This window comes from Amycolatopsis sp. NPDC058986 (assembly GCF_042741125.1).
Classification (GTDB): Bacteria; Actinomycetota; Actinomycetes; order Mycobacteriales; family Pseudonocardiaceae; genus Amycolatopsis.
Window position 1 is genome coordinate 111306 of the sequence record NZ_JBHYJW010000024.1, and the last position, 17016, is coordinate 128321.

Below are 17016 nucleotides of genomic sequence, written 5' to 3' on the forward strand. Positions count from 1 at the left end.
GCCGTAGCGCTGGCGATCACCGTATTTTCGTCACTGTCTGTATCGGTGTCCCGGACCGAGCTGATCTATTTCATCATCCTCACCGTCGGCGCGATCCTGCATCTCGAAACCGCGCGGACTATCGAGCGGCGACGAGAGCAAGGCCCGAAGCGAGCGCCCTACACGAACCTGAAGTCGCTGTGGGTCCTCGCTGCCCTCCTGCTGGTCCCCCTTCCGCTGGTCATCGCGCTCACCGTGGTCTCGTACCTCTACTGCTGGGTTCGCGTCTACGGCCCCTCGATCGCCTATCGCAAGGTCTACTCGGCCTCGACGTTCATCGTGGCCTCAGCGGCTGCCTCCGCCGTCCTGCACAGCGCCGGCCTCGCGGCCACCCCCCGGCTGCCGCACACCCCCTGGGCGCTGCTGATCATCGTCGCGGCGACGGGGACATGGTGGCTGACCAACTACGCCCTTGTCGTCGGCGCGATCATGCTCTCCTCCGACGAACCGATCACCGCCCGCGAGGCGCTGGGACACCCGGCCGACCAGCTGGTGGTCACCGCGGCGCTCGGCTTGGGAGTGGTCATGGCCGTCCTGCTCGTCCACGAGCCGTGGGCACTGCCCGCCCCGCTGATCGCCACGATCGCCGTCCACCGGGACCTGCTCCTGCCGCAATACGAACGCCGAGCTCGCACCGACGACAAAACCGGCCTGGCAACCCCAGTGCACTGGACAGCAGTGGTCGACGCCGAGCTGCGGCGGGCGGCTATCACCCGCACCAGCGTCGGCGTGCTGTTCATCGACCTGGACGACTTCAAGAGCGTCAACGACACCTTCGGACATCCGGCCGGGGACCAGGCGATCAAGGCCGTGGCTCGCGCAGTACAGGCGGAAGTGCGCTCCCGGGACCTGGTGTGCCGCTGGGGCGGCGACGAGCTGGCTGTGATGCTGCCCAGCATCGGACACGACCAGCTCCTGGCCGTGGCGAACCGCATTCACGCCCAGCTCGCCCGTACACCGGTGACGATGACGGAGACCAAGACCGGCACGCCTCACACGCTGGCCGGCGTCGCCCTTTCGATGGGCGTGGCCAGCTACCCCGACGACGGCGCGAGCGCGGACCAGCTGATCCTCGCGGCCGATCGCGCGCTGCTCGAAGCCAAGGAGGCGGGCCGGAATCAGATCCGTACCGCGATGCCGCCCGGCCACAGCACCGTGGTGGAGGTGGTGTCGGCGGCCCCGAGGCGGCGACGGCAGCCCCGCCTTCCCAGCTAGAGCAACCACGCCAGCACCGGGAGTACAAAGAGGTCGAACCGGCGGTCTGGCGGCGCCCGCCTGCGGTCAGCGGTGGTTCCTCGGTCTTAACCACGTGACTTCGCCTGTCCGCCTTTCTGCCTGAGTTGCCCAGCGGGGTAGATCGGCCACAGAGGACGTTGTCAGGTGCAAGGAACGCGTTACCAAAGATCAACATTCGGCTAGGGGATTCTCCCTGCTTGGTCCCTCTATCGGCGTAGGTAGATGTACGCCTCGTGCCCGAACTCGCTCTCTTAAGCCCTGGTGAGACGCAGTATTGGAGCAAGAGGTCCGCTTACGCGGGCAGTACGACCAGGGGAGGAGCGGTGCGGTGGCGTGGCTGAGCTTGACGAACGAGTTCCCGGGCAGTGACGAATCGGCGCGGGAGGGGCGGATCCCGGCGGCGAATGTCCCGGACGGCCTTCCGACGGTGCTGTGGACCCGGATAGGCACCGAACAACAGGAGCAGGCGCTCGACCGGGAGACTCTGGCCGATCTCATTCGGGAAGGGATCGAGGAGTCCCTGCGTCGGCGACGGTCCGCGGCGCAGACCACGTGGTTCGACGCGGCGACCGCGGCCGACCTGCTGCTGCAGCACGTCCAGAACCTGACCTCCGGCGAAGCCGAGTAGACCATCCCCGGCGCACCCGGCACGCGCGTCAAGCACTCGAACTCCGACGCCAGTCGGCGCCTGCGTCCGCATCCTCTATCGGGAGTCACCGGGGCCCACGTGAGCGCGGGGAATGCTGCCGCGCCCGGCGCGGACAGTAAATAACTAGTACACTTATTAGTGTATTAATGCGTCACAGAACGTGCCCGGGTCACGAGCTTGGAGGGAGCGCCATGACCGAGAAACCCCAGGACGCTGCACAGCGGCATCGAAGCAGCCGTCTAGTCACGCTCGCGGACGTCGCCAGCGAGATCCTCGCCGAACACGGCGGGCTCGACACACTGCTCGACCTCGCCGACGAGATCGCGAGCGGCCCCGAGCCGGGCATGCTCACCATCCAGCTGCGGGACGGCCGACAGTTCTGCCTGCAAATCACCGAAACGACCTTCCCCGGCGGGGACGCATCCTGGACGCAGCTCGGCCCCGCCAACTTCCTGTGTTCCGGCTGCCGGTCGATCTTCTCCGCTCCGGAGTCGCATCCCGGCTGCCCCTGAACAAAACCGGCACGACGAGACGGAGGTGAGCGGCGTGGCTCTCAACGGCGCTGCGACCGACCGGGCCGACCTGCAGAGGTACGACAACCTGGTGGCCAAGCTCTACGGCGACGAGGACATACCTCCAGCCACCCGCGAACTCGCCCTCGCGCTCGCATGGGCACGGTTCCGCGATCCCGAACGCCACGCGCGCGAGTGGTCGAGAAGCGCCAGGGTGGCGTGTCTGCTCGGATACGACGAGCTCGGGCTCCGCCGTGACATCAAGCTGTTCGCACAGGACGCCCCGCGCTACGAGCCGCCGCGGTCGGCCTGGGACCCCGGTCCCTGCGTCGGCCCTCGTCTCCGCCCCTACAGGCCCCGCCGCGTCGACGTCGCCTCGTTGCCGGAGAAGGAACGGAATCGGACAGTGTGCGGCGCCCGGGGGCGGATCAAGGTAGAAGAGCCGGATGTGCGAACCGGCCAGATCCGAGCGGTGCACTGGTTCTGCTCACGCCATCGCGCGGAGGCCGCGCGTGTCCGCGAACAGGTGGAAACCGCCGGGGACGTGCCCGAGCCCGTGCCGAACACCGGTGGCTACCTGCCTCGATACTTCAACGAGGAGTGGCTGAGGCGGGCATACGCGTGGGCACGTCCGCACTGGGTGCCCCCGCGCCACGGCCTGTGCGTCGACGACTGGCCCACCGCCTCCACCCCTGTCACGCCCCGCCGACCCCGTCTTTACGTCGTCGGCGGCCCCGGTGAACCCACGGGGACGTGACGTAGCGACCAGGAGTTCCCTTCCGCATCGAGCGGACCGAGCACGCGTAGACAAATACACGTATTAGTGTGTTAACCTGCTGATGTGCGGAATCCGGCGACCTCGCCGGGCAAGAGACCAAGGCGAACCTGTCGACAGACAGAGGACCCGATCACATCAAAACCCGGCCGAGGAAAGGAAAACTGCCATGGCGAACGGTACGTTCGAGCTCGATCGGATCGACGGTGGCAAGCTCAAGCTGGAGTTCGGCGATCTTGTCTTCGCGCTCCAGGGCGGCCGGTGGCTGATCCGGCTCCTGCGCACCGATTGGTCTGGCACCGTGGCCGAGCCCAGCGTCCGGGTCGAGGCCCAGAGCGAGCGCGACGGCCACCGGTTCAGGTTCTGGGCGAACTACGACTACGACTCGAAACCGGACAACGACGGCGCCGTGTGGGGCTTCCGATTCCGCTCCGGAGCCATCACCTCCGACATGGTCCCCCACACCGAACCGCGCCCGCTACACGGCAGCTGGGACCTGCACGAGGTGCTCCGCAACGGTGAGGCCGAGTTCCACCGGCGCCTCCCCGGCGGCTGGCCCCCGGCCGACCTCACGCCGAGCGAGAAGTCGGGAATGCGCTTCGGCGGCCGGGTCCTGATGTCGGAGAAATTCCGCGAAGACACCAACTACCGGACGGTGTTCGTGACCGACGAGTCCTGGCGTGGCGTCGAATGGACAGTGGCGTGCACGTGCTGCGGTGACGAAGTCGCACCGATCGACACGAACACCGGCAAACCCCTCACCTTCGACGGAGACCGCTTCTGCCTGCGCTGCTGGATCGAGTGGACCGCGGAAGCGGACGGCGTCGATCCCACCAGCGTGACGCGTCCGGAGACGACGCCGCGGTATGTGCTGCTGCACGCCGGCACCGGCTCCGCTCCATGGCTCGAGATCGTCGACGTCGATCCCGCCAAACCCCTCCGCTCCGCGCCATGCGGCGTCTACAACCTCGCCACCCAGGCCTGGACCTGCAGCAACGTCTCCCACGGCCAGAACGGCGTCTGCGGCGCCCGTACACCGGCAACGAACCCGGCCGACTGGACTCGCTGTTCGGGCTGCCGCGATCACCTCATCCTTACCTGAGCGAGCATCGTCATGATCTTCTATGCGGGTACAGCCGACGCGCCGTGGTTGCGTGATCCGCGCGCGGCGTGGTGCATTTCGCGAAACCAGATGCCGGTGGGCCCGGCACCGCGCGCCCGAGGTCCGTACCTGCTGGATTCCGGGGCGTTCGAGACGATCTCCGCGGATGGCGGCTGGTCGATCACGCCGGAGCGCTACATCGCGGAGATCGAGATGTGGTGCTTCTGGCCGGGGCGTCCGGACGCGGTCGGCCCGATGGACTGGCCGTGTGAAGATCAGATGCTGGTCCGCACGGGGCTGTCGGTGTTGGAGCACCAGAAGCGCTCGCTCGACAACTACGTCGCGCTGGCCGCGTTATGGTCCACATCGGACACTCTGGGGGACATCCCGTGTCTGATCATGCCGCCGCTGCAGGGCGACACGGTCGCAGCGTATCTGCGGATGATCGAGATGTACGGGGAGCGGGGGCTGGATCTGGCGTCGGTGCCGCGGGTCGGGCTGGGCAGTGTGTGCCGGCGGTCGTCGACGCTGGAGATCGTGGACATCGTCAAGGCGATCGTGGATGCGGTGCCGGGCATCAGGATTCATACGTTCGGGATGGCGGTCCCGGCGATCGAGCGGGTGGGCCATCTGGTGGTCAGCGGGGACAGCGCCGCCTGGTCGGTGTCGGCTCGCTGGGGCGAACGGCTTCCGGGATGCTCCACGCACAAGAAGTGCGTGTCGTGCAAGGACTACGCGCTGGATTGGTACGAGCGGCTGCTGGCGAAGCACCCGAAGCTCTTGAAGCGTCCGGCGCCGATCGCGCCGCCGACCCCGGTGCAACCGGGCTGGTTCGAGCTCCCGGAGGCGGCGTGATGACGACGATGTGCGCACCCACCACCGCGGCGACGTCGCCGCGCCAGGCATTGCGGCCGCATGTACTGCAGTCTCGCGGGCTGGCGGCCGCGTCGACATACCTGGCCGGAGGCGGACGGGGCGTGGTGGTGTTGCCGTGCGGGGCGGGCAAAACGATGCTGGGCCGGTGGCTGGCCGAGCAGCTGTGCGCGGATCCGGTGGTGGTGTGCGTGCCGTCGCTGGCGTTGGTCCCGCAGACCGTGCTGGCCTACCGCTCCCTGGAGTCCTGGCCGCACTCCACGATGATCGCCTGCTCGGACCCGAGCAGCGGCCGCGCGATCGCCGTGGCAGATCTGGACGGGCTGCCGGAGTGGGCGTGCTCGGAGGTGACCGCGTCGACGGCCCCGGAGGCGATCGGCGCGTTCCTGCGGTCGAGGCGACCGGGCGCTCGGCTGATCGTGAGCACCTACCATTCCGCGCCGAAGGTCGCCGCCGCGCTGCGGCAGGCCGGGCTGGAGGCGGGTCTGCTGGTGTGCGACGAGGCGCACCATCTGGCCGGCCGTCCCCGCGCCGAGTTCCGCACGGTGCTGCAGGATCTGCCCGCGGCCCGCCGACTGTATCTGACCGCGACGCCGGTGGAAGCCGCAGCGTGGGAGCTGGACACCCCGGCGGGCGTGGAGGCGCCGCTTGCGCTGGACGACGAAGCGGTGTTCGGGCCAGTCCTGGCGCGCGGCAGCATCGCCGAGGCGATCGAACACGGTCTGCTGGTCGACTATGACGTCGAGGTCGTCACCGGCACCGGTTACCGCACGACAACTGCCGATACGACGGCGGCCCCGGGCGCGGTCCTGACCGCCGCGACCACGGGCGCGCACCGGATCCTCACCTTCCACACCCGCATCAACCGCGCGCGGGGCCTGGCCGAGGCACTGGACGGCGTGAAAGTGCCGGACGGGCGACGGATCCGCGCCGAGCACCTCGAGTCGCGGCACACGGCCCGCCAGCGCACGGCCGCGCTGACCCGGCTGGCCGACACCGACGAGGACACGGTGCAGGTGCTGGCCTCGGCGAACACGCTGAAGGAGGGCGTCGACGTCCCGAAGGTCGACACGGTGGTGCTGGCCGACCCGATGGCCTCAGCCGTATCGATCGTGCAGGCGGTGGGCCGGGCGATGCGCACCGCGCCGGGCAAGACGCGGGGACGGATCGTGCTGGCGGTCGACCTCGGCGACACCGCGTTGGACGAGGACACCGCGCTGGGCACGTCCAGCTGGCGCCACGTCTGGGTGGTGCTGCGCGCCCTGGCGGAGATGGACCCGCGCTTCGCGCACACGCTGCGCGCCACCGCCGGGATCGCCCCGGCCCGCCCCGGGCGTCGCCGCGCCCGCTCCGCACCGGGGCCCGGGTTGACGGTGACCTTGCCGCCGGGGTTCGACCCGCGTCGTTGGGCGCTGCGGGCCCTGGATCGGACCGGCGCGGGCTGGTGGCGCACCTTCGAGGTGGTGCGCCGGTGGGCCGAGCGGCACGGGCACGCCCACCCGAGTCCGAAGGTGCGATTCGAGGGCGTCCCCATCGGATCCTGGGTCGCGCGGCAGCGCACCCTGCACGTGCGCGGCCTGTTGAGCCCCGACCGGATCACTGCCTTGGAGAGCCTGCCGAACTGGGCCTGGTCGCGGCTCGACGTCGCCTGGTGGGACGCGGTCGCCCGATGGAGCGAGCACGTCACCGACTCCACGATCAGCCCGGCGACCCGCCGCGGCCTGGAACAGCTGGCCGCCATCCCCGTCCACTCGGGCGATCGTGGTGCGCGGCGGGGCTATCCGACCTTGGCCGAGTTCGCGGTCGACACCGTCCGCCGCCGCGCCGCGGGGACGCTGTCGGCCGCGATGGAACACGCCGCCGGACGCCTGCCGGCGTGGTCGTGGGATCTGCTGCCCGCCGCCGACCTGAGCCTGTTGATCGCGCTCGGGGACTACGCGGGCGAGCACGGCGACCTCAACATCCCCCGCGACCACCATGACGGCGACGGCCAGCCAGTGGGGCAGTGGTTGTTCGACGCGCGGCGCCGCCGCTTCGACGAGCGGCTCGCCCCGGCCTTCGAGCACGGGGTCGCCGCGCTGCACAAGCACTTCCCGGCGGCGACCCCGCTGCGCTGGGAGCCCGGCGAGATCGCCTGGCACCTGTCGTATCAGGCGCTGCTGCAGTTCGTCGCGCGCGAAGGCACCTGCCGGATCCCCGACGGCCACGTCGAGCGGATCGAGGACCACGAGCTCAACCTCTCCCGCTGGGCGATCGTGCAGCGCCGCGCCCGCCGCATCGGCCGGATGCCGAGCGAGCGCGCCGCGCTGCTGGAGGCCATCGAGGGTTGGCAGTGGGAGATCGACCTGCGGCGCAGCGACCGCCCGATCCTCACCGGCGTCGTGCACGGGCTCCGCGCCACCTACGTCAAGGGCTGCGGCTGCGAGCCGTGCATCGCCGCGAACCGCGCCTACAACTTCGAGCGGGTGCACGGACAAGAGACTGACCTCGTCGACGCCGGGAAGGCCCGGGCTCGGCTGCAGATCCTGCGCGGCCGCGGCGTCACCCAGGCCGCGATCGTGCGCGCGACCCGGATCCGCAAGGAAACCCTCCGCAAGATCGAACACGGGGAAGCGCGGCGGATCCTGCCCCGGACCGAGACCGCGATTCTCGCCCTGACCTACGAGATCGTGCGAAAGTTCGAGCTCCCCGACCAGTACGTCGACGCCGCGCCGACGTGGAAACTGCTGGACGACATGATCGCCCGCGGCTGGCCGAAGGCCTGGATCGCCCACGAGCTCGGCGCCGTCCGCGGCGCCCTGCAGCTGAGCCGCGATCGCGTGTCCCGAGTGAACGCCGAGGCCGTCGCAGAGCTGGACAAGAAGCTCGGCCGCCGCCACGCGCGAGCCTGCACCCAACGCCTCAGCGGACGGCTGCCAACCCTGGAGCAAATCCTCGCCAAGGAACAGGCGGCAGCGTCATGACCCGGTTCACGTCATTCGCCGCATACAGCGCGCTGGCCTTCGTGCTCGCACTCGGACTCACCATGCTCACCGAACTACTCAAACTCGACCCGAGCCCCGAGGAACCATGGGATCCACCAGTGGTGAGCCTTCCCGGCTGGGTTATCGAGAGCCGTAATCGAGACGCCGGGCCTCGCGAGGGCCTGCCCGGCTCCGAGAAGGTCGGCGTGTACGTCACGTGCATCCCCGCTGAGAACTACCGTCCGGACGACGATCCCGTGCCCGAAGTACCCACCCGGGAGATCACCGTGACCCGCGCTGAATACGAGGCAGCTCACCGCGGGCAGCCTTGCCCGGACGGATCCATCCACGAATAGTCCCTGGGAAGGGAGTGATCTACGTGTTCGGGATAACCATGAAAAGGGCTGATCGTCGCCAGTGGGCAGCCGCGTCCGACCTGCGCGCGCTGGGCGAATTGACGGCCCGCTGGCTGGAGGGCACCCTGGCTTCCCAACCTGGCTACGCGCCAGGTTACGGCCCCGACGACGAAACCCGCGAACTGATTCCCACCTTGGCGGCGGCCAATAGGGCGGGCTACCTCACCGACTGCTCACAACCCGGAATCCCCGCAGGCCCAGGGTACGACGGCGCGATCTGGGCCCAGCGCGCAGCCGTATCGGGTTGGCTCGACGTGGATCGTCTACCCGAACTCGCCGCCCAGGCAACCACAGCGGGTCTGCTGGTGGTCTCCCATACTCCGAAGAACAGCCGCTTCAACCGAAATGGTGGCGACGAATGGGTCGTCGTCACCACCCGCGATGGCGAGGCCCGCACCGGATTCGGTGGCCGACTCTCATCCCGCGACGTCGCCTCCCGCTTCGACGTCTGCAGCCGAAAGGCGATCGACGCCGTGCGCGCGGCGGGACAGCTCAGCATCGTCGATCCAGCGTGGGGCCGAAACGACGTCCTGTGGCCCCTGCTCGAACGATGGATCCAGCTCCAACCGCGGAGTTGAACGCGCGGCCTGGATACGCGGGGCGACAGCCCAGTGACACGGCCTCCGGGTGTTTGACCAGGTCACGCGGGTGATCGCATCCTGGATGGCATGGCAGAACGGGCGCGGCGGTGGTCGGTGGAGCGGGAGAGCGACGCGACGGCGGCGATGCCGCGGGCGCGGTTCGGCGATCGGGAGTTCCTGGCCTCGGACATCAACCTGCACAAAGACTCCTGGCCGGCGCCGCTGCGGTGCTGGGGGTGCGAGACCAAGGTCTCCGCAGTGCGCAGCAGCGACAAGGAGACGAGCCGGAAGGCGGCGCACTTCCGACGGTTCCCACGGCAGCCGCACAGGCGGTCGTGCCTGTATGACGTGCATACGCAGGTAACGGCGATCGCGGAGACCAGCGAGGGAACCCTGATCCGGCGCAACAAGATCTGGTGTCAACGGTCAGATGGATCTCCCCGTAGGCGGCCAGTTGTTCTCCCCGCTGGCGGCCATTTAGGGCTCCCCGACGGTGGCCATATATTTCCCCGCCTGGGTGGTGGTTGTGTTAGCGCAACGGCATCACTCCTTGGCCGGAGGTGGCCTGGGCGAGCCGGTAGCTGTCACCTTGGGTGACCACGACGTGCGCGTGGTGCAGGAGCCGGTCGACTGTGGCGGTGGCAAGGGTTTTCGGCATGATCTCGTCGAATCCCGAGGGGTGAAGGTTCGAACTGACCGCCAGGGTGCGGCGTTCGTAGGCGGCGTCGACCAGGCGGTAGAAACCTTCGGCGGCGTCCGGGGAGACCGGCAGCAATCCGATGTCGTCGACGATGATCAGGTCGGTGCGGATCAGCCGGGTCATTGCGCGGGTGATCGAGTCGTCGACCCGGTGGCGGCGCACGAGTGCGCCGAGGTCTTCGATGGTGAACCAGGCGACGGTGAGCCCGGCCTCGATCGCGGCCTGGCCGAGCGCCTCGCAGAAGTGGCTCTTCCCGGTGCCGCTGGGTCCGCAGATGCAGAGGTTTTCCTTGTTCCGCACCCATTCCAGCGTCTTGAGCGCGTCCTGCGTCGGCCGCGGGATGGAGGATTTCTGCTCGTCCCAGTCGCCGAAGGTCTTCCCAGCGGGGAAGGCGGCGCGTTTGCGGCGGGTCCGCAGGTTCGCCGCGTCCCGCCCGGCGGCCTCCTCGGCCAGCAGGACCCGGACGACCTCGGCCGGGTCCCAGCGCTGCGCTTTCGCGGTCGGGACCAGGTCGGTCAGCGCGCGGCGCAGGTGCGGCAGCTTGAGGCGTTTGGTCAGGGCGATGGCCTCGGCCAGAGGGTCGCCGGTGGAGCCGGCGACTCGCAGTGGGGTCGACATCTAGAGAGTTTCGCTTTCATCGTCGGAAGAAACGGGAGCAGTCGGGAGGCCGAAGTTCGACCAGGCCGAGGTTCCCGGCTGCAGCGAGTGGTCCTCGCTGACCCGGGTCGGTTCGGTGGCGTCGCGGCCGCTGTTGTGGGTGAGGATGCGGATCAGGTCGTTGTCGGCGAACCGTCCGGCGATCGCCGCGATCCCGAGAGCCCGGTCGACCTCGGCCGCGGGGTGCAGCTTGGCGAGGGTGACCGCTTCGGCCATCTTCGGGCGGATCCGCCGGGTCCCGGCCGCGGCGGCCTCGGTCAGCCAGGCGGCCGCGCCGTCGCCGAGGGCCAGAAACGCGGTCTCCTCCGGCGAGGTCGGCCGCGGCGGCCGCTCGCCGTGGTGATCCGGGCGGGGCGGGTAGTGCTCGTCCTTGATCGACGGGTTCCCCGGGGCCGAGCGGGCATGCCGGGCGACCTCGGACGGGCCGGTCTCGCCGACCGTGGTGACGATCAGGTCGTCGCCCTGGAACCGAACCCAGACCCGGGTGTCGACCAGTTGGTGCGGCACCGAATACCGGACTCCTTCGACCGAGACGGTGCCGTCCCAGTTCACCCGCCGGGTGGTGCCGAACGCGACGGTGAACGGCGTCTTCACCACCGGATGCAGCCGGGTGCGTTCCTCTGCGAGCGCCTCGGCCGGCGGGCGTCGGGTTTCCCGGTGCGGGCGGGTGTTGACCTCGTCGCAGAACGCGCGGCAGGCCGCCTCGAGCTCGCCGAAGCTGCGGTATTCGCCGAGCAGGTTCGTCTCGGTCGGGACCAGGTCGGCCTTGGCGATCCGGACCGTCGCCTCCGACCCGCCCTTGGTCTGCGGGTCCGCGGGCATGCAGGTCCGGATGGTCAGGCCGTAGTGGCGGCCGACCTCGACGATGTCAGGGTTGCGGACCGCGATCGTGGCGACATGGTCGATCGACACGGTCTTCTCGTTGTCGGTCAACGCATAGGTCGGGACCCCGCCGATCCGGCGCAGCGTGGTGTCCAAACAGGACACCACCGTCGGCAAGGTCTTGTCCCAGACCGGGATCACCACCCGGAATCGCGACCAGGCCAGCCACGCGCACCACAGCTGCGTCTGCCTGCCGCCGATCTTCGGGCCATGGCCCCAGTCCCACTGCAGCCAGAGCCCGGGTTCGGCGATCCATGGCCGGAAGACTCGCCGCTGCCCGGCCCGCAGCCGGTTCTTGACCTGCGCCACCGCACGGCGGGTGGTGCGCTCCCCGCCGGCGAAGCCCATCGCGGTGATCCGCTTGTGCACCACATCGGCGCGGATCCTGCCGTTGGAGCGGACCACCAGCTCCTCGATCTTCGCCAGATACTCATCAATCGGCCGGGCCCGGTGCTCCCGTTCGACCGGGCTGTCCCCGGCAGCCCGCAACGCGACATACCGCGCCACCGTGTGGTGGTCGCACCCGGCCAGCGCCGCCGCTGCCCGGTAACTCCCCGTGAGGTCATACGCCTCGAGGATCTCCATGATCTCCCTGCTGGTCTTCACATCGCACGAGCCTTGCCGCACGACAAACTGGACACGTCACCGGGGAGATATCTGGCCGTCCACGGGGAACTCCCTGGCCACGAGCGGGGCGATAACTGGCCGCCTATGGGGATCTTTCACTGTCCGCCGACAATCTGGCGACTGGTAGCAGCCGAGACACTGCGTCAAGTCGCACCCCAGATGCGCGATGATCCGACGGCGCCACGGGGCGGGGACCGCCCAACCTACGCGCGCAAGACCACCGTGCTGCTCAACACCGCGGGGAAGGTCGCCAGGCTGATCGAGCAGTTCGCCGTCGACGGCGGCGACATCGCCGACGGCTTCGTCGCCCAATGCGGTCGCCAGCTGGTGAGCTGGCCCGCGTTCTTCTTCTGGCCGCACCAGGCGTGGCGCCTGGCGGAGCGGCTCGCGGCCGGGCCGCTGACGCATCCGGTGGCGGTGGCGATGCACGTGACGAACCTGGAGGAGTCGAAGTCGAAGAACTCGTGGCTGCTGAGCCAGCGGGTACCAGGGTCGTGGCTGGATCGTCCCGGCGAGGCCGACGACCGGGAGCGCCACGTGGTCATCCGCCATCGTGAACGGCGGCTGCTGGCCCCCTACGCCGGGCGCTGGGTGTTGGCCCTGGGGTTGTGGGAGCTGTGGGACTGGGGACCCCGGCCACGGACCGACATCCGCTTGTGGCTGGAATCGCCGCACCAGATCGTCGAGATCCCGCCACCGCCGACGCGGACCACCACGCGCTACACGCCGCGGTGACCCTGCTTTCGGCCTTCCCGGTATAGCGCGTTCCCGCTGCTGTCGTCGGGAAGCAGGCTAGAGGGCATCGATGGCGGCCAGGACCGCGGTGAAGGAGCCGAGGATGACCGGCTCGCCGATTCGGCCGAGGCGCCGGAATGTCCACTTGCGACCGTCGCGTCGTACCTCGTGTCCTTCGACGATCCAGTGCCCCGGGGCGATGCGTTGGTGTTCCAGCGCGTTGAGCAGCGCGCCGGTTTCGGTCTTGTATTCCTTCTCGGTCATGGTGGGCCTCGCTGGTTGTCGGTGCAGTGGTTCGGGAGACGCGGAGGCTGCGGTCGGCGCCCGAGCGGCTGCGGTGGTGCTCATGGCCACCGGTCGTCGTTCCGGCCGGTGCGCGCTCCTCGCTGGTTGCCGCTCAGGTTCGGCGGCGTGGGGCACGATGGTTCGCGACCAGGATCGGTCCCGGTTCTTCGAGGGTGAACCGGGCGGTGAAACCGCCGTCGTTGTCGTCGATCAGCCGTAGCCGGAAGGTCCACGAGCAGTCGCAGCAGAACGCCAGCGGCGCGTACTCGTCGCTCGTGGACACCCGGGGGAAGATCCGCTCGCAGCAGGGTGTCGGTACGTTGACCAGCTCGGGTTTCGACCAGCCGTCATCGCCTCGACGGCGGATCGGGTCGGTCCATCGCTCCACCACGGCGCCGGGGACCAGGCGGCCGAGATCCACCTCTTCGTCCGCTCGGATGAACGGCACGCGCTCGTCCCGGGCGTCACTCACCATCGTGGGCCTCCCGCCAGCGGGCGATCGCCGCGCAGACCTTGTCGACTCGGGCAGGGCCGAGCTGCGCGATCGTGGAGAGCTCGGAGTTCGCGGGGTCGGCCTCGTGCTTGGTGACCAGCTCGGCGAGCCGCTCCACGGTCTGGATGCCGTGCCGGGCCAGCGGCGTGGTCTGGTGGAACGTCAACCCGTAGCGGGCGGAGTGCAGGTCCGCGAGCGGCGTGGTGTCGGGCTGGTCGAGGTCGACCACGCCGTCGCCGTCCGATGGGAGCGGCACGGCGGGATCGCGGGGGTCGCCGTGCTCGGTCGTGGCGTACACGTGGTCGGCGAGCAGTTCCACGGCCTCGTCGAGGTAGGTTCGGTATCCGATCGGTTTCTGCTGCCCGGGGCAGACGACCTGCCACAGCATCGTCGGTCCGGGACGGACGAGGGTGTGCCCGGCGACGACCACCTCGCCGGCGGAGAGCCGTATGGGTTCCCAGTGCCGCCAGTTCGGCCGCGGTCGCGGATCGACGATCGTCGCGTTGGCGCGGGCTTCGAGGCCGAGGTCGGTGATCTCCCACCGGTGCCACACCTTCTTGCCTCGCTGCCGGTCCACGACCGGCAGCGCCCACCCGTTGCGCCGTAGCCGGGGCATGGCTCGGTTGTCGATCCGCTCGCGCGGAATGCGGTGCGTCTCGGGGTCGGCGGCCTCGAGGATGAGGTGTTGCAGCGAGGTCATCCGGAAACGCTCGGAGGCCATTTCTTTCTCCTGTGCTGGCTGCTGTATCGACTTTCATCGCTCCGGAAAAGCGAAGACTCTCGACGTGGGGAATGTCGGCGTAATCGAGATCAGGGCGATGCTCGGCAAGTCGCCGTAGTCTTCACGTCTCGGGCTGAACGTGGGCTTCGCGGGAGCCCGGCGCACGGCTGCCGGGCTCCCGCGTCTGGCCGCTACCGGCCGGACCAGATGAACACGGTCTGGGCCGATGCGTTCAAGAGGGGATTGGCTTCTTCGTAGTGCACTGTGTCGTCCTCGATCCGCACGTTGTGGCAGTAGGTCATATCGAGGTCGGATTCGTCGCCCTCGTCCGGCGGGTCGGGAACGTGGTGGGCTTCGGCGTACTGCTGCATGAGGTGCAACGCCGTGTCCGGCCGATCGGGACCGATGACGATGATCCGGTCGCGTTCGTCGCGAAAGACGTAGATCGTGCTGACAGCCATGATGTTCCTTCTCGTGGAGTGGAATTGTTTGTGGCGTAGGGAGAATCAGTTCGTGTGGTCGCCGTGGCCCTGGAGAATGGCGACGATGAGGTGCGAGCGATCCTGGGCGGCGCTGAGGGCGCGGAGCAGCATGTGCGGGCGGGACGAGCGGGCGAGCGTCGCGGTGATGAGTTCCAGCCGGAGATGGGCGTGAATCGCCCGCAGTTCGTCCTTGGTGAGCAGCTGGACGTGCGGGGTGATGGTCTCGACCAGGGACGTGGCGTCCTGTCGGAGCAGGTCGGCCAGCTCGTCGGCGACCTGATCGGTGACCCCGGCCTTCGGTCGGGTCGCGCTCGGTCGGACGGCGATGAGCAGTTCGGCGGCGATGCGGTGGTAGCAGACCTTCTCGCCATGGAGCCCGGCTACGCAGGTGCAGGAGTGCGGCGTGGTCACGTAGACACCGGCGCCGATGGACGAAGTTGCGGAGTAGACGTTCGTGGTGCCCAGAATGGGCTTGATTCCGCCGGTGAAGACCAGGCTCCGGGCCCGATAGACCTGGGCGAGCTTGTAGGTCTCGGCGGCATGGGCGAGCGCGCTGAGCTCGTCGAGGGTGAGCGGGTCGATGTCACCGCGATAGAGCCGCTTGACGGCGACGAACGAGTTCACGTTCTGACGGACGAAGTTCCGGGCGTCGCGCGGGTCATCGAAGAACCTGTTTTCGCGCACGGAAGTTCCCGCGGCGGTGGTACGCGTGTACGTGACGCGGAGGTAGTGGTCGTCGGTGTAGCTCATGATGTGCTCCCGGTCTCGGCGAGGGGCCTTCTCCCTCTTGGCGTATGTAGATCATACCTCCAAACATGTTGGCGTGTAAAGAAATTCGGTCCCTCGTCCCCCGAAACCTCATCGGCGCTGACCCCGGGCTCCGAAGGGTGGGAGTGGGCTATCGAGGTCCGCTCGTCCGCTGTCTCAGGTAGAAGTCGGAGTCGTGGGTGGCTGGCCAGCCGGTGGCGTCGCCGAGCACACGGTAGGTGTCTTCGCGGAAGGCCTCCGGGTGGGCGAGTACGAATTTCCAGCCGTCAGGGGTGGCCCAGTAGACGCGGCCGTCGTGCGCGATGCCGACCTGTGCGCTGTCGGTGAACTGCAGCTTCTTCGCGCCGTTGGCGAACTTGTGGAGCACGATCGAGGCGGGCATCGTGTATCCCCTCTGGAGCATCAGGCGGTGGCGGTGGTGAGGAGCTCGGCGGCGATGCGGTGATAGCAGGTGCGGTCGTAGCGCCCGGCGGGGCAGGTGCAAGCCTGGACGGCGGTGAGGTACCGGGTGTCCCCGCCTGAGGAGACCACGACGAACACCGGATTCCTGCCGTTCCGGAGGAGGACGATGCCGCCATCAGTGATCAGCTGGCGAGCTTTCTCCAGGTGCACGGGCGCGTGCTGGGGGAGCGCGTCCACAATGTCGGCGAGGTCATTGAGGGTGAGCGTGACGGTGACATCGTTGCTGGTCTGGCGGATGACGAGGCGGGTGTTGTTGAAGCGGTAGCGGTTGGTGCGGGCGCAACGCAGCGCGCCGAGCGGGTGGGCGAAGTCGGCGATTATCCAGGCGTGTGGTCCCTGGCTGATGGCGTTGTGGATGACGATGCGGAACATGCTGGTCACGATGTTGCTCCTGGTCTCGGCGAGGGGCCTTCTCCCTCTTGGCGTATGATCATCATACCGCATCTTGTGATGCGACGCGAGCGTTCCCGGTGAACTGGATCGCCCCGGGTTCTCTCGTCGGCTGGCGTGGATACGTGTTGCCTGACAAGGGCCAGCCCCGGGAGGCTGCGGGGACACCTTGATCGCCTGATGAGCACTACGGAAGGAGGGCACGATGGCGCTCACCGACCGCGTTGACCGGTTGATCAGCGAGTGCGGGCTGACCCGCGATTCCGGTGGGGATTACGGTCGGGGTTATGGCGAAGTACACGCATGGTGAGTTGCTTGATCTGCGCGAGCAGCTGGTCGAGGCTGTCCGGCCGCATGTGGCCGAGGCTGCTGGCGTCGATCCGGCCCTTTGCGAGGATCGCATTACCGAGGCGTGTGCCAAGGTCGTCGCGGAGGTCTTGGAATGCCTTGCGGCGTGGGGTGACCAAACGACCGAGGTTCTCTCAGCAATTGCCAAGGTCTAACCGGTGTAGGACGTGTCGGCTGGCTGTGTCGAGCCGGTTGCCGTCGTCTGGGGGGCGTGGCGTTGCGGGTGCCGAGCTGCTGCGCGAGGGGGGCCCTGTTTGGTGGCTACGGCGGGGTTGCGGGGTGTTGGGAGGTTGGATCTCCCCGTAAGGACTTTATGGTGT

The 17016-nt window shown here is 68.7% G+C and carries 20 protein-coding genes; 11 read left to right on the forward strand and 9 right to left on the reverse strand.

What is annotated here, in order from left to right:
• The 9 genes from ACFW0G_RS22200 to ACFW0G_RS22240 all read left to right on the forward strand — a co-directional run.
• The coding region (locus tag ACFW0G_RS22200) for a GGDEF domain-containing protein (protein ID WP_378327259.1) at nucleotides 1-1254 on the forward strand (1254 nt) is incomplete at its 5' end.
• Between the two features lie 349 nt (nucleotides 1255-1603).
• The gene (locus ACFW0G_RS22205) at nucleotides 1604-1903 is read left to right on the forward strand and encodes a hypothetical protein (protein ID WP_378327260.1); all 300 of its coding nucleotides are present in this window, start codon (nucleotides 1604-1606) and stop codon (nucleotides 1901-1903) included.
• A gap of 212 nt (nucleotides 1904-2115) precedes the next feature.
• Nucleotides 2116-2436, forward strand: coding sequence for a hypothetical protein (locus tag ACFW0G_RS22210; protein WP_378327261.1), 321 nt, complete (start codon nucleotides 2116-2118; stop codon nucleotides 2434-2436).
• Nucleotides 2437-2470: 34 nt separating this feature from the next.
• Nucleotides 2471-3193 carry a hypothetical protein gene (locus ACFW0G_RS22215; protein ID WP_378327262.1) on the forward strand — a complete coding sequence of 241 codons (723 nt, stop codon included), beginning with the start codon at nucleotides 2471-2473 and terminating at the stop codon, nucleotides 3191-3193.
• A 187-nt stretch (nucleotides 3194-3380) separates the two neighbouring features.
• Nucleotides 3381-4313 carry a hypothetical protein gene (locus ACFW0G_RS22220; protein ID WP_378327263.1) on the forward strand — a complete coding sequence of 311 codons (933 nt, stop codon included), beginning with the start codon at nucleotides 3381-3383 and terminating at the stop codon, nucleotides 4311-4313.
• A gap of 12 nt (nucleotides 4314-4325) precedes the next feature.
• Nucleotides 4326-5168, forward strand: coding sequence for a hypothetical protein (locus ACFW0G_RS22225; protein ID WP_378327264.1), 843 nt, complete (start codon nucleotides 4326-4328; stop codon nucleotides 5166-5168).
• Nucleotides 5168-8149 (forward strand): Helicase associated domain protein, encoded by a 2982-nt coding sequence (locus tag ACFW0G_RS22230; RefSeq protein WP_378327265.1) that lies wholly within the window; start codon nucleotides 5168-5170, stop codon nucleotides 8147-8149. The genes ACFW0G_RS22225 and ACFW0G_RS22230 overlap by 1 nt, the downstream gene beginning before the upstream one ends.
• Nucleotides 8146-8505 carry a hypothetical protein gene (locus tag ACFW0G_RS22235; protein WP_378327266.1) on the forward strand — a complete coding sequence of 120 codons (360 nt, stop codon included), beginning with the start codon at nucleotides 8146-8148 and terminating at the stop codon, nucleotides 8503-8505. The genes ACFW0G_RS22230 and ACFW0G_RS22235 overlap by 4 nt, the downstream gene beginning before the upstream one ends.
• A 14-nt stretch (nucleotides 8506-8519) precedes the next feature.
• Complete coding sequence (locus ACFW0G_RS22240; RefSeq protein WP_378327267.1) at nucleotides 8520-9143, forward strand: DUF6919 domain-containing protein; 624 nt, start codon at nucleotides 8520-8522, stop codon at nucleotides 9141-9143.
• A gap of 532 nt (nucleotides 9144-9675) precedes the next feature.
• Here ACFW0G_RS22240 and istB read toward each other — a convergent pair.
• Complete coding sequence (gene istB / locus ACFW0G_RS22245; protein ID WP_378327268.1) at nucleotides 9676-10464, reverse strand: IS21-like element helper ATPase IstB; 789 nt, start codon at nucleotides 10462-10464, stop codon at nucleotides 9676-9678.
• Nucleotides 10465-11991 carry an IS21 family transposase gene (istA, locus tag ACFW0G_RS22250; RefSeq protein ID WP_378327269.1) on the reverse strand — a complete coding sequence of 509 codons (1527 nt, stop codon included), beginning with the start codon at nucleotides 11989-11991 and terminating at the stop codon, nucleotides 10465-10467.
• A gap of 180 nt (nucleotides 11992-12171) precedes the next feature.
• Between istA and ACFW0G_RS22255 the strand changes: the two genes are divergently transcribed.
• Complete coding sequence (locus tag ACFW0G_RS22255) at nucleotides 12172-12747, forward strand: hypothetical protein (RefSeq protein ID WP_378327270.1); 576 nt, start codon at nucleotides 12172-12174, stop codon at nucleotides 12745-12747.
• 57 nt (nucleotides 12748-12804) lie between these two features.
• Here ACFW0G_RS22255 and ACFW0G_RS22260 read toward each other — a convergent pair whose 3' ends face one another.
• The 7 genes from ACFW0G_RS22260 to ACFW0G_RS22290 all read right to left on the reverse strand — a co-directional run bounded on the left by ACFW0G_RS22260 (nucleotide 12805) and on the right by ACFW0G_RS22290 (nucleotide 16339).
• Nucleotides 12805-13011, reverse strand: a complete 207-nt coding sequence (locus tag ACFW0G_RS22260; RefSeq protein ID WP_378327271.1) for a hypothetical protein — start codon at nucleotides 13009-13011, stop codon at nucleotides 12805-12807.
• Nucleotides 13012-13144: 133 nt separating this feature from the next.
• Nucleotides 13145-13507 (reverse strand): hypothetical protein, encoded by a 363-nt coding sequence (locus tag ACFW0G_RS22265; RefSeq protein ID WP_378327272.1) that lies wholly within the window; start codon nucleotides 13505-13507, stop codon nucleotides 13145-13147.
• Nucleotides 13497-14246 carry a hypothetical protein gene (locus tag ACFW0G_RS22270; protein WP_378327273.1) on the reverse strand — a complete coding sequence of 250 codons (750 nt, stop codon included), beginning with the start codon at nucleotides 14244-14246 and terminating at the stop codon, nucleotides 13497-13499. The genes ACFW0G_RS22265 and ACFW0G_RS22270 overlap by 11 nt, the downstream gene beginning before the upstream one ends.
• Nucleotides 14247-14437: 191 nt before the next feature.
• Nucleotides 14438-14707 carry a hypothetical protein gene (locus tag ACFW0G_RS22275; RefSeq protein ID WP_378327274.1) on the reverse strand — a complete coding sequence of 90 codons (270 nt, stop codon included), beginning with the start codon at nucleotides 14705-14707 and terminating at the stop codon, nucleotides 14438-14440.
• Nucleotides 14708-14752: 45 nt separating this feature from the next.
• Nucleotides 14753-15478 carry a hypothetical protein gene (locus ACFW0G_RS22280; protein WP_378327275.1) on the reverse strand — a complete coding sequence of 242 codons (726 nt, stop codon included), beginning with the start codon at nucleotides 15476-15478 and terminating at the stop codon, nucleotides 14753-14755.
• Between the two features lie 148 nt (nucleotides 15479-15626).
• On the reverse strand, nucleotides 15627-15878 hold the full coding sequence (locus ACFW0G_RS22285; RefSeq protein WP_378327276.1) for a hypothetical protein: 252 nt from the start codon (nucleotides 15876-15878) through the stop codon (nucleotides 15627-15629).
• A 20-nt stretch (nucleotides 15879-15898) separates the two neighbouring features.
• Nucleotides 15899-16339, reverse strand: a complete 441-nt coding sequence (locus tag ACFW0G_RS22290; RefSeq protein WP_378327277.1) for a hypothetical protein — start codon at nucleotides 16337-16339, stop codon at nucleotides 15899-15901.
• A 296-nt stretch (nucleotides 16340-16635) separates the two neighbouring features.
• Between ACFW0G_RS22290 and ACFW0G_RS22295 the strand changes: the two genes are divergently transcribed.
• Entirely contained in the window at nucleotides 16636-16851 is a 216-nt protein-coding gene (locus ACFW0G_RS22295) for a hypothetical protein (protein ID WP_378327278.1), read from the forward strand.
• Nucleotides 16852-17016: the final 165 nt, after the last annotated feature.

Coding starts and splice junctions, on each gene's coding strand:
- ACFW0G_RS22210 (WP_378327261.1), top strand. CDS start 2,116: ATGACCGAGAAACCCCAGGACGCTGCACAGCGGCATCGAAGCAGCCGT.
- ACFW0G_RS22220 (WP_378327263.1), top strand. CDS start 3,381: ATGGCGAACGGTACGTTCGAGCTCGATCGGATCGACGGTGGCAAGCTC.
- ACFW0G_RS22225 (WP_378327264.1), top strand. CDS start 4,326: ATGATCTTCTATGCGGGTACAGCCGACGCGCCGTGGTTGCGTGATCCG.
- ACFW0G_RS22230 (WP_378327265.1), top strand. CDS start 5,168: ATGACGACGATGTGCGCACCCACCACCGCGGCGACGTCGCCGCGCCAG.
- ACFW0G_RS22235 (WP_378327266.1), top strand. CDS start 8,146: ATGACCCGGTTCACGTCATTCGCCGCATACAGCGCGCTGGCCTTCGTG.
- istB (WP_378327268.1), bottom strand. CDS start 10,464: ATGTCGACCCCACTGCGAGTCGCCGGCTCCACCGGCGACCCTCTGGCC.
- ACFW0G_RS22255 (WP_378327270.1), top strand. CDS start 12,172: ATGCGCGATGATCCGACGGCGCCACGGGGCGGGGACCGCCCAACCTAC.
- ACFW0G_RS22260 (WP_378327271.1), bottom strand. CDS start 13,011: ATGACCGAGAAGGAATACAAGACCGAAACCGGCGCGCTGCTCAACGCG.
- ACFW0G_RS22265 (WP_378327272.1), bottom strand. CDS start 13,507: ATGGTGAGTGACGCCCGGGACGAGCGCGTGCCGTTCATCCGAGCGGAC.
- ACFW0G_RS22270 (WP_378327273.1), bottom strand. CDS start 14,246: ATGGCCTCCGAGCGTTTCCGGATGACCTCGCTGCAACACCTCATCCTC.
- ACFW0G_RS22275 (WP_378327274.1), bottom strand. CDS start 14,707: ATGGCTGTCAGCACGATCTACGTCTTTCGCGACGAACGCGACCGGATC.
- ACFW0G_RS22280 (WP_378327275.1), bottom strand. CDS start 15,478: ATGAGCTACACCGACGACCACTACCTCCGCGTCACGTACACGCGTACC.
- ACFW0G_RS22285 (WP_378327276.1), bottom strand. CDS start 15,878: ATGCCCGCCTCGATCGTGCTCCACAAGTTCGCCAACGGCGCGAAGAAG.
- ACFW0G_RS22295 (WP_378327278.1), top strand. CDS start 16,636: ATGGCGAAGTACACGCATGGTGAGTTGCTTGATCTGCGCGAGCAGCTG.